Source organism: Candidatus Palauibacter australiensis (assembly GCA_026705295.1).
Classification (GTDB): Bacteria; Gemmatimonadota; Gemmatimonadetes; order Palauibacterales; family Palauibacteraceae; genus Palauibacter; species Palauibacter australiensis.
This window is the reverse complement of record JAPPBA010000124.1, coordinates 1-10,961: the sequence shown is the minus strand read 5'-3', so window position 1 is coordinate 10,961 and position 10,961 is coordinate 1. Positions and strand designations below refer to the sequence as shown.

At 67.1% G+C, this 10,961-nt stretch carries 9 protein-coding genes; 3 read left to right on the top strand and 6 right to left on the bottom strand.

The genetic code is table 11. From position 1 onward, the window contains the following. A partial coding sequence (locus OXN85_09725; GenBank protein MCY3600233.1) for an oxygenase MpaB family protein occupies positions 1-956 on the bottom strand: 956 nt, incomplete at its 3' end. A gap of 259 nt (positions 957-1,215) precedes the next feature. On the opposite strand from OXN85_09725, the gene OXN85_09720 reads away from it, so the two are divergent. Continuing rightward, the gene (locus tag OXN85_09720; GenBank protein MCY3600232.1) at positions 1,216-4,410 is read left to right on the top strand and encodes an efflux RND transporter permease subunit; all 3,195 of its coding nucleotides are present in this window, start codon (positions 1,216-1,218) and stop codon (positions 4,408-4,410) included. 28 nt (positions 4,411-4,438) lie between these two features. Here OXN85_09720 and OXN85_09715 read toward each other — a convergent pair whose 3' ends face one another. From OXN85_09715 to OXN85_09705, 3 genes are read right to left on the bottom strand one after another with little or no spacing between them, the layout of a single operon-like run. Continuing rightward, positions 4,439-5,410, bottom strand: coding sequence for a phytoene/squalene synthase family protein (locus OXN85_09715; protein MCY3600231.1), 972 nt, complete (start codon positions 5,408-5,410; stop codon positions 4,439-4,441). A 3-nt stretch (positions 5,411-5,413) separates the two neighbouring features. Then, positions 5,414-5,827 (bottom strand): PIN domain-containing protein, encoded by a 414-nt coding sequence (locus OXN85_09710; protein MCY3600230.1) that lies wholly within the window; start codon positions 5,825-5,827, stop codon positions 5,414-5,416. Then, positions 5,824-6,120, bottom strand: coding sequence for a hypothetical protein (locus tag OXN85_09705; GenBank protein ID MCY3600229.1), 297 nt, complete (start codon positions 6,118-6,120; stop codon positions 5,824-5,826). The genes OXN85_09710 and OXN85_09705 overlap by 4 nt, the downstream gene beginning before the upstream one ends. Before the next feature lie 124 nt (positions 6,121-6,244). On the opposite strand from OXN85_09705, the gene OXN85_09700 reads away from it, so the two are divergent. Together OXN85_09700 and OXN85_09695 are read left to right on the top strand one after the other, a co-directional pair. Further along, positions 6,245-7,543, top strand: a complete 1,299-nt coding sequence (locus OXN85_09700; protein MCY3600228.1) for an aminotransferase class I/II-fold pyridoxal phosphate-dependent enzyme — start codon at positions 6,245-6,247, stop codon at positions 7,541-7,543. Beyond that, the gene (locus OXN85_09695; GenBank protein MCY3600227.1) at positions 7,534-8,514 is read left to right on the top strand and encodes a hypothetical protein; all 981 of its coding nucleotides are present in this window, start codon (positions 7,534-7,536) and stop codon (positions 8,512-8,514) included. The genes OXN85_09700 and OXN85_09695 overlap by 10 nt, the downstream gene beginning before the upstream one ends. 130 nt (positions 8,515-8,644) lie before the next feature. Here OXN85_09695 and OXN85_09690 read toward each other — a convergent pair whose 3' ends face one another. Both OXN85_09690 and OXN85_09685 read right to left on the bottom strand, forming a co-directional pair. Next, positions 8,645-10,555 carry a hypothetical protein gene (locus OXN85_09690; GenBank protein ID MCY3600226.1) on the bottom strand — a complete coding sequence of 637 codons (1,911 nt, stop codon included), beginning with the start codon at positions 10,553-10,555 and terminating at the stop codon, positions 8,645-8,647. Beyond that, positions 10,552-10,961: FAD-dependent oxidoreductase (locus tag OXN85_09685; GenBank protein ID MCY3600225.1), on the bottom strand; the 410-nt coding region annotated here is incomplete at its 5' end. The genes OXN85_09690 and OXN85_09685, both read right to left, overlap by 4 nt.

Genomic DNA, 10,961 nt, shown 5'->3' with positions numbered 1-10,961 from the left:
GAGGACGTCGTTGGTCGAGAATCGCCCGATCGGTCCGGTCGAGTAAACCGCATTAAGGGTCGGCGTTCGCTGGGATCCTTCACGCCCAGCAGGAGCGGAGCGCTGTTGACGATGCTGTTCGCCATGATGATGGCATCGTCGTCCGGCGGGGGCTCGCACAACATCCCGATCTCGAATCTGCGGCGCGCGTCGGCGTAGTCCTCGAAGAGAATCGCCTCCGGGACGCCCATGATCCACGCGGTATACCTCCACACGTGGACGTAGCCCTCCCACTCCATGTCGCCGAACTTGGCGCCGAGGCGTCTGGCGTGCTGGAGGAGACGTGCGGAGAAAGTGGTTGACGCGAGCAGGATATTGGCAGCGCTGATAGGCATGCCGTGCGCCGCCGCGTCCCATTCGTCGGAACCCTTGAGCAGCATCCTCGACTGTGCATGCACCAATCGGATTCGAAGCGTCAGTCGCCACCCGTCGCCGCCCGGTTCCATCCCGCCGGGGAGGTACTGGTCGGCGAGGTGCAGCAGGTTCTGGCGGAGGCGGCGAACCCCGTTCTGGGTGATGCGGCCCCGAATCCGGAAAGACTTGCTGATCAGCGTCGAGAAGCCTTCCACGATCGCGGCTCCGGCGAGGGCTGCCGGAATGATGTTGGAATTGCGGATGAAGCCGCGCGTGGCCGCCTGCGCCAACTTCGGATCGTACCAGTCCGGAATGGCGGATACCTCGCTCACCAGCTCCCGGAGCGAGTCGGGGAGGCCATCGGGCAACTCGAACGGATCCCGCAGGGCCGAAGAGATGAGCGGATGCACCTCGTCGGGGGAACACGTGGCCGCGAGATCCTCGACGACACGATCGGCAAGGGGGTCGCCGATGGTCGTATGGCGGATAAAATCGTCCGCCAATCGGGCGTCGACAGCCCGCGCCGCCTCGTACCCGTCAGCGTAGCTGGACGGAATCCTCATATGAGTGTCAGTCTCAGCCTCTCCATGTCAGCCGAAGATAATACCATGTCAACCGTAGAGAATACTTCCGGACAGGGATTGGCAAAAGTTTCGGGGCGTAACTCCCCGGAGCCCGTTCGCCCGGCGCTCTGGCGAATCGACCGCGCGCCGCGTAAACCGTTAGATGCAGCGCCGCTTGACTCAGCCGCGTTTTCCCACGGGCAGCTGGACCTGCGGAGTCCGATGAGGGGGGGTGGGACACATCACGGAGGAGCACCGTGTGAGTGACGAGGGTCAGGTCGACCAAAGGAGTACTCGGGGCCCCATCGGCTTCATGGCGAAGAACGGCATCGCCGCGAACGTGGTCATGCTGTTTCTCGTCCTCGCCGGGCTGGCCTCGGCCCGGAACCTGGTCCAGGAGGTCCTGCCCGATTTCTCCCTGGACCGCGTCCAGATCGTCGTCCCCTATCCCGGCGCGGCTCCGGAGGAGGTCGAGGAGTCGATCGTCCGCCGAATCGAGGAGCAGATCCGCGCGGTGGACGGCCTGAGCCGGGTCGAATCCACCGCCTCCGAGGGGCTCGCGTCGGTGATTGCGGAGTTCACTTCGGGAACGGATGTCAACCGCGCCCTCAACGAGGTGAAGGCCGAAGTCGACCGCATTCCGACCTTCCCGGCCGCCGCCGAACGGCCCGAGGTACGGGAAATCACGAGTCGGCAGAGCGTCATTCGTCTCCTCGTGTACGGCGACGTCCCGGAGCGTACGCTCAAGGAACTGGCATACGGCATCGAGGAAGGCCTCTCCGCCCTTCCCGAGGTGTCGCTGGCCGAAATCAGCGGGGCCCGTCCGTACGAGATCTCGATTGAGGTGCCCCTGAGACGGCTTCGCGCGCTCGGCCTGACCCTGGACGACATCGCCTTCGCGGTGCGGCAGAGTTCGCTCGAGTTGTCCGCCGGCAGGGTGTCTACCAGCGGCGAGGACCTCCTCGTGCGCACGCTGGGACAGAACTACGAACAGGTGGACTTTGAGGAGATCATCCTCCTCGGCCGCCCGGACGGCACGTCGGTTCGGCTCGGCGAGATCGCGACGGTGCGGGACGGATTCGCGGACACCGATCTCAACGCGCGCTACAACGGGCAGACCGCGGTCCGGGTCGACGTGTACCGGACCTCCGACGAGCAGGTGTTGGACATCGCCGAAGCCGTAAAGCGGTATCTCGACGCCGAAGTCGTGCCGACCCTGCCCGAAGGCGTCTCGGTAGAACTGTGGAAGGACGATTCGGAGGAAGTCGGCGGGCGCCTCGGCCTCATGACGGAGAATGCCCTGATCGGATTCGCGCTCGTCTTCCTGGCGCTGGCGCTCTTCCTGGAAATCCGGCTCGCGATGTGGGTGGCCGTGGGTCTGGCGGTCTCGTTCATGGGCGCGTTTCTCGTGATGGGCTTCCTCGGCATCTCGATCAACATGTTCTCGCTGATGGCGCTCGTACTGGCGCTGGGCATCGTCGTGGACGACGCGATTGTCGTGGGAGAGAGCATCTTCGCCGAGAGAGAGCGCGGCCAGAGGGGGCTCGCGGCCGCCATCCGCGGCACGCGGCGCGTCAGCACTCCCGTCATATTCTCCGTTCTCACGACGATCACGGCCTTCGCCGCGCTCCTGAACGCGCCCGGCCCGCAGGGAGAACTCGGCCGCGGGATTCCGCTGGTGGTGATCGCGGTGCTCGTGATCTCGCTGCTGGAATCGCTGCTCGTCCTCCCGAACCACCTGTCCCACCTCGCCGCTCCCGGCGTGCGGAGATCCGGCGCCGCCCAGCGCATGCTGCACCGGGCGCAGGGGGGCGTGGACCGGATCATGAAGCGCCTCGCGGACGGCCCCCTCGACCGTGGACTCCGCCTGGCGACGGAGCAGCCCTCCATCATCCTCGCCTCGGCGGCCGGCCTGCTCGTGATCTCGCTGGGGGCCGTGGCGTCGGGCCTCGTGCCCAACCAGTTCATCACGCCGATCGAGGGCGATGTCGTGTCGGCGAACCTGGAGATGCCGACGGGGACTCCGGCCGAACGCACGGCCCGGATCGTCGCGGAAATCGAAGCCGCGGGACACCGGGCCGTGGCCCGTCTCTCGGACGGGGACGACGAAGGCGAGGAGCCGCTGGAGTTCGACGTCGCCGTGACGGTGGGCGAGTTGGCGGCGCTGTACGATCCTCTCGGAGGCGACGCGGTGGAGGCGGCTCGCGGCCACCTCGGCACGGTGCAGTTCAAGCTCCATGACTGGGACCGCCGGGGCATCGCCGCTTCCACCTTCGAGCGTGTGTGGCGAGAGGAGGTCGGGATTCCCGCCGAAGCGAAATCGCTCTCGATCTCATCGAACCTCCTGGGTCTGGGACTGCCCGTTCACTACGAACTCTCCCATCCGGATCCGGATCGCCTGGAGGCCATTGCGGGCGAATTCACGGCCGAACTGACCGACGTGGAGGGGACCTTCGACGTCCGGAGCAATCTCGATGAAGGGTTCCGGGAACTCCAGTTGGAGTTGAACCCGGAAGGCCGCTCCCTGAACCTGACGCTCGACCGTTTCGCGACGCAGGTGCGCTCGGCCTTCTTCGGGGCGGAAGCGCTCAGAGTGCCCCGGGGCCGCGAAGACATGCGGGTGTGGGTCCGGCTTCCCGAGGAAGAGCGCAACTCCGCGACCGATGTCGAGAACTACCTCGTCCGCACGCCGGGCGGTGAAGTGCCGCTGGGCCAGATCGCGTCCGCCGGATTCTCCCGCTCGTCAGCCGCCATTCACCGGGTCGACGGGCGCCGCGCCGTCACGATCACAGCGGATGTGGACCCTCGCATCGCCTCCGGCCAGCAGGTGAACGCCAGGCTGGACAACGAGGTTCTCCCGCGACTGACGAGCGAGAACCCGGATCTCACCTACACGTACGGCGGCCAGCGAAAGGAGCAGGATCACGCGATCTCCGTGCTGGGCCGGTCGCTCATCCTCGCTCTGCTGATCATGTACAGCCTGATGGCGATCCCGTTCGGCTCGTACACGCAGCCCCTCATCATTATGGCCGCCGTTCCGCTGGGCGCGATCGGCGCGCTGGCCGGCCACATGCTCCTCGGTCTGAGTTGGGGACTGTGGTCGCTGTACGGACTGGTCGGCGTCTTCGGCGTCGTCGTGAACGATTCGCTCATGATGATCCGGTTCATCAACGACCTCAGGGACTCCGGCCTGGAGCCCGCGGACGCGATCATCGGCGGGGCGAAGGAGAGGTTCCGGGCGATCATGCTCACTTCGATCACGACATTCCTGGGCGTGGCCCCGCTCGTCTTCGAGACGAGCACCTACGCTCAGCACCTGGTGCCGCTGGCGACCTCCGTCGGCTTCGGCGTGTTCATCGCCACGATCCTTCTCATGGTCGTCGTGCCGGCGCTGGTGATGACGCAGTACAACCTCGAGGCGCGGCGCGAACGCTGGCGGCAGGCGCGCGCCTGATCGCCGGCTGCCGGCCGGCGGTGGTTCGTCAGGCGCCTCGCGTGGCCAGCCGACGGCAGTACCGCGCGATCCAGCGATTGGAGAAGCCGAAGAGCTTCGCGCGGCGCGTGATCGCGAGCACCTCCCGGCGGGACATCTTCGTCTCCTGGTCCAGCACCTCCGGATTCGTGCGACTGATGGCCAGGGTCCGCACGGCGAAGAGAAGCGGGAGCAGGCAGAAGAGTCGCACCCGGTGGTACCGTCTCGGGATCATCCGCATGTAGCTCCGGGCCGCCGCCAGGTGTCGGTCCGCCTTCTCCACGAGCCGCTCGAGCACCGTCATCGCCGCCGCATGGTTCGCGGGCTCGAACAGCTCGCCCGGATCCATTCCGCCGGGGAGGAAGGACGCGGGCACATACACCCAGCCGCGATGCCGGTCCTCGTGCAGCCCTCTGATCACGTTTACCGTCTGCAGCGCGAGGCCGAACTCTCTCCCCAGAGCCATCATGCGCGCACGGTCCCTTCCGACGCCCGGCAGCCGATGGGTGAACAGTTCCGTCAGCAGGTGGCCCACCCGTCCGGCGACTTCGTGCATGTAGTCGTCCAGATCCTCCTCGGTCTCGAATTCCGAGCCCCGCTCCGTCCACCGCGCCATCCCGGCACTGGATTCCCGCACGCGGCGCACAATGATCTCGCGCGCCTCGGGCGCCAGACGGTCGAGGCCCTCGAGAACGGCCGCCGCGTGTCGAGCCACCGATGCGTCCGGGGTGTCTTCCGCGGCCTCTCCCAGACGATCGATGAGGGCTGTGCGTCCCGAACCCCCGTCGAGCACGCGCCGCCATGCTTCGAGCAGGCGGACCTTCTCATCCCGCGCGATTTCCTGATTGTCCTCCAGGTAATCGGAAACGCGCAGCAGCAGGTAGGCCACGGTGATCTCGTCCCGCAGCGGGCGGGGGAGGATCTCGATGCCGACCGCGAACGTGCGACTCGCGCGCACGAGAAGCCCGTGAAGCGGGGCCATCCCTTAGAGATCCCTCGGCCAGAGCTGCGGCTGCCCGTCGATGGATACGGCTCCAAAATTACGCAGATCTACGGTCGCGATCGCCCGGGCGCGGAGTCGCTCGGCCACGGCCATGACCACGCCATCCACGAGTCCCAAGCGCAGAGAACGGTAAGTCGCGTTCAGTTCCTCCGCCCGCCTCAGGTCCGCCAGGCTTCCCCACTCGATCATGAATCTGCCGTCGGCAAGGTCCCGGCGCAGCGCAGCAGCTACAGCCGTGCCCAGTCTTGCGGCTACCATGTAATCCAACTCCGGGAGGATCGCCCAGGGAAGGGTCCATTCGCCGGGTCGCTTCTCGTAGGCGTTGCGGATCGCGGCGTGATCCCGCGCCCCGCGGTCCAGCAGCGCCAGCATCGCGCTGGTGTCCGCGACGATCACCGTCGGTTTCCGTCCCGTGGGCCCGGTTCCTTCCCGGCGTTCGGAGCGCGGCCCGCAGGGTCATCGTCCCCGAACCCGTGGAGGTATTCCTCGTACCGCTCGGCCAAGTCCGGAATGCCGCTGTCGCCCATGCCGATGCTGCGCGGCAACCGATCCTGTACCTTGCGGCTCGTGTATTCGCCCACCGCTTCCCGGATCAGTTCGGCCGCGGAGCGGTTCTCGGCGGCAGCGATCGACTTCAGCTTACCGTAGTCGGTGGCTCTCAGGTACACCGTCGTCTTGACTCTATCCATGAACATATGGTATATGGCTGACAGCTACGGAGCAACCCACTCCGAGGACGGTCCACACCGTGGGGGTCTTGACCTTGAATAGCGGAGCGGCGCGGCGATCCAGAGCTCGGCGAGGGGCGGTCGCATGACGGTCCTCGCACGGCGTCTGGCCGACCTGGGGACCGAGAACGCCTTCAAGGTCAACGACGACATCCAGGTTTGTCTCGACCGGGGGATGGATGTCATCCGCTTCAACATCGGCGCCCCCGACTTTCGCAGTGCGCCCCACCTCAATCGGGTCGCCGTAGCCGAACTCGAGGCCGGGAACTCGGGGTACTGCGATGCGGCGGGACTCCCGTCCTTCCGGGAGGCGATCGCGCGCCACGTTTCCGCCACGCGCGGGATTTCCGTGGGGGCGGATCGGGTCGTCGTCACGCCGGGGGCCAAACCGCCGATCGGCTACACCTTCCAGACGTATGTGGACCGGGGCGACGAGGTCGTCTACCCGAGTCCGGGATTCCCCATTTACGAGTCCTGGGCCACGTTCGTGGGCGCGCGCCCCGTGCCTCTGCACCTCTCGGAGGAGAAGGGCTTCGCGTTCACGGCGGACGACCTCGGGGCGCTCCTCACCGAGCGCACCCGGCTCATCATCCTCTGCTCGCCGTCGAATCCGACCGGAGGCGTGCTGTCGGCGGAAGATCTTGCGGGCATCGCGGCGGTGATCCGCGAACGCTGTCACCCCGACGTCCGGATCTACTCCGACGAAATCTACGAGCACATCCTCTTTGACGGCCTGGGGCACCAGAGCATCGCGTCGCAGGCGGGCATGGCGGAGAGGACGGTCATCGCGAGCGGCCATTCGAAGGGGTTCGCCATGACGGGGTGGCGGCTGGGCTGGGCCGTTCTGCCGACGCCGGAGGAGGCCGACGTCTTCAAGAATCTGAACATCAACATCATGTCGTGCGTGCCGCCGTTCCTGCAGGAAGGGGGCCGGGCGGCGTACGAGGACCCGGCCACGGCCGGCGTCGTGGCGCACATGGTGGGGGAGTTCGAGCGGCGGCGGGACTTCATCGTGCCCGCGCTCAACGCGATCGAGGGCCTGAGTTGCCAAGTGCCGAAGGGAGCGTTCTACGTCTTCCCGAACGTCTCCGGCGTGTGCGAGCGGCTGGGCGTGTTCGAGGCGTACGACGCCATGCCTCCGGCATCCCGCGGGCGGACGACGCCGTCCGGGATGCTGCAGATGTACCTGCTCTACCGGTACGGCGTGGCCACGATGGACCGGGCCTCCTTCTGCCGCATCGGCTCCGAGGGCCAGCACTTCCTCCGCCTCTCGATCGCCAACAGCATGGAGGACATCGAGCGCGGCGTGGCCCGCATCGAGCGCGCCGCCGACGATCCGGACGGGTTCCGGGAATTCCTGGAGACGGAGCGCCTGTGGGACTGAGACCCGCGCGGGAACGGGCCGCGCCATCCCCCGCCGCACGGCTCGTGGTGTCCCTGCCGCTCGCGATCCTGGCCATCGGCGCCACTGCGGGCGAGAGCAGGGCACAGTTCGTCCAGCGGCCCTGGGAGACCTACCGCGCCCTCGTGCTCCAGGCCCCGGCCAGCGTGGAAGCGGCGGCGTACGGGAACGCACCTTACCTGCGCGGTGGCGGGGCGGACCTGCTCTTCTACGCGCCTGCCCTCATTGGGCGCGCGGGCGGCATGGCGGCGAGTCTGCACCGATACGGCTCGGAGGGCACCCTCGCGACACTCGCCTCGAAGGGCAGCGTCGGCCTGGGCGACTTCGCGGTGGGTCTGCAGTACATGCGCTACGGAGGCTCCGGTACCGCTCCCCTTCCGGACCTGCAGTCCGCGGCGTTCGGCGACGGCGAGCCCGCAACCGAGTTCGCGGCCTCGCTCGGCTACGCACGCACGCTGTTCGGCGTGGTCGATGCCGGTGTCGTAGCCAAATACGTCGAACTTCACTTCCTGCGCGCGCTGCGGGATCGCGCGCTCGCCGTGGACCTGGGGGTGGCGCGCGAGTTCGGACCGGCGATGGTCAGCCTGACAGCCCGCAACCTGGGGTCGGACCTGGAGACGAGGGAGTTCACGGACAGAATCCCCACGCAGCTGGCCCTGGGCATCTCGACGGAGAGCTTCGAGGTCGGGGAACTGGACATGTTCCTCACCAGCCAGGTCGCGCGGCGCCGAGACGGCGAGATCATCCCGGCCGGCGGCGTCGAGGTCTCCTACTGGCCGGTTCAGGGCTACACGTTCCGCCTTCGCGCCGGACTCCAGCGCGTGGTGGAAGACAAGAGGAGCCCGTTCACCTTCGGTCTCGCATTCACGGGAGACGCCCTGACCCTCGAGTACGCGTTCCAGGCCTTCGACGTGGACGGCAACGCACATCGTTTCGGCCTCAGCTTCCGCTGACGCCAGCGTAGTATCCCCGTCGGTGTAGAGGGCGGTCACCGGTCGGTGGCGGCGCGCCCCGCTTCCCGGTCGGTGCCCAGTGCGCTGGAACCCTTCAGAGGTCTCTCATCCCCAAGCTGCCGTCCATCCCTCAGCTTCCGGAAAAACCGATGTCGTCCACGACGACGGTGCCGACCGTCGTGCGGTCGAAGAGGAGTCGGATCTCGTCGAGCCGGGCGGGATCGAACGAGGGATTGGCCTCGACGAAGTCCGCGAGCGGGATGGAGAAGGACTGGAGGACCAGTTCCCACTGGTTGTCGAACGATTCCGCGTCGTTGCGGCGCCGCACGACGGTCTCGAGGGGTCGCCGGATGGGACCGTAGTCCGACAGCCGCACGCCCGCCGACTCGCCATAGGCGTCCGTGACGACCACGGACAGATCCACGGGTTCGTCGTCCCCGTCCCGACCGGCGTCGCCTCCACCGGCCCCTTCCTCGTCCTGCCCCCCACCGCTCTCGGAGTCGTCGTCACCTTCCGGCCTTCTCGGCGAGGGACGACCCTCCACGGCTCCGAGCTGCAAATTCAGTCTCGAGGCGGCGCCCAGGCCCCAATCCGCGGCCAATCCGTCCGGCAACGAGACGGCGTAGCTGGCGGGCGTCGCCACGGCGTCCCCGCCGCCGGCGACGCGGTTGTTCCAGCCCAGCCAGAGCGCGTTGTTGCCCTGCGAACTCGACGTCGTGGGCCGGTTCCGCGAGCGCAGGTCGAGGAGGTTCTCGCGCCACGTGCCGAGTGAATCTCCCTCCAGCGTCACGCCCGGCGCCGTACCCGTGGTGAGGTCGATGTCCTCTTCGAACGACGCGAGCGCCCGGAAGCCGCTCGACTCGAACTGCGTGATGTACATCGTCTCGGGGAGCCAGCCGCCGATCGTGCGATGGTCCCGGAACATCGGCATATAGTCGGGACGGTCGCGCAGCGTGGTCTCGAGAAAGGCGGAGATGTAGATCTTCCCGAACTCCCGCTGCGCTTCGCCGTCTATGAGACCCCGCAAGTCGAGGCGCCGCGCGCTCCGCGGGCCATTGTCCTTGTTCCCCCAGACTGTATTCCACTGTCCGTGATTGGCCCGGTACATGTAGATGGCCGTCTTGAAGTAGTCGCCACCGTCCGTGAAGGACAGGCGATTATAGAGGCGCAAGCCGTGAAAGCTCGTCACGTCACCGTCGTGAGAGCCGTGGAATACCATATAATTGATATTCTCGACCGGCACGAAGCGTCCCGTGGGAAGGTACTGTCCATCGACGGGCGCGATGGCGATGATCGCGCGGATCCCGTGGTTGAAGTCGAACTCCAGGGAAGCGTCGTCCGGATACCGGGACAGCCGGTTGAACGCCGCCGCATGCCCGACCGCTTCGCCCCCGCGGGAATGACCGATGAGGGCGATGCGGTCGAAGTCGATCTTGCCGTGGAACGGGGTGGATTCGTCCGCCGCGAATTCCTTGAAGGCGTCGATGTGCTTGAGGAGGAACCACCCCCGCCCGTCGTTCTCGTTGCGGATGCCGCCGTTGATGAAATTCATGTCGACGGAAGCGAACACGTAGCCCCGGCTGGCGAGCAGTTCGCCGAGATAGCCGTACCCGGGGTCGGAGAAGTCCCTCATGTCGTGGTTCCCGTGCACGATGAGGACCAGCGGGAAGGGACCCTCGCCCTCGGGATACCATGCGCGTCCGTTGATCGGGAATTCCTTCGGCGTGAAGCCCCAGTAGCCGTTTCGTTCGCTCGCGGATCCGCCGAGAGAGACGAGCTTCGAGGCGTCGACCGTCTCGGTCACGATCGACACGGAGTCCCGGTACTCGGGCCGGCGCTGGTCCGTGCCGCTCCCGTAGTAGAGGCGCGAGACGCGATAGGGCCCGGGGAGGGCGGGGTGGTCGGCGTCCAGCGACTGCTCGGCGAGGACCATGGCGTGATCCGAAGGCGTGAGTCGCAGCGGACCGTAGCAGCCCGCGACCGCGGCCGCGCCGGCGATCGAGGCAAGAACAGAGGTCGGCAGAAACCGTCGCGCGGTCACCCGCCCAGATCCTCCGGGTCCGGCCCCGGCTCCCGGCCTTCGGGCGCCTCGAGCGAGAACCTGAACTGTTCGGCCAGTTCCGGATCGTCCTCGATCTCCAGGACGCGCTTGGCGATGTATTCGCCGAGCACCGGCCCCTGCTTGAACGACTCGGCCGTCCCCAGACCCGCGAGCCACACGTTGTCGAAGTCGGGATGCTTGTCGATGAGGAAGTTGCGGCTCGGACCGAAGCAGTAGTGGCAGGCGCGCGTCTCGTTGATCGGGGCTCCGGCCATGTCGGGAAAGTACCGCGCCAGGACCTCGCGGGGTCGTTCATGGGCTTCCAAAGGCACCCAGCGATCGCTCGTGTCCGGGTCATCGCCGGCCTGCCCGCCGACCCGCACACGGAAGCCGCGGTGATCCGGGC

Bases quoted from the DNA above. Each gene is read 5' to 3' on its own strand.
- OXN85_09715 (MCY3600231.1), bottom strand. From the start codon at position 5,410: ATGGCCCCGCTTCACGGGCTTCTCGTGCGCGCGAGTCGCACGTTCGCG.
- OXN85_09705 (MCY3600229.1), bottom strand. From the start codon at position 6,120: ATGGATAGAGTCAAGACGACGGTGTACCTGAGAGCCACCGACTACGGT.
- OXN85_09700 (MCY3600228.1), top strand. From the start codon at position 6,245: ATGACGGTCCTCGCACGGCGTCTGGCCGACCTGGGGACCGAGAACGCC.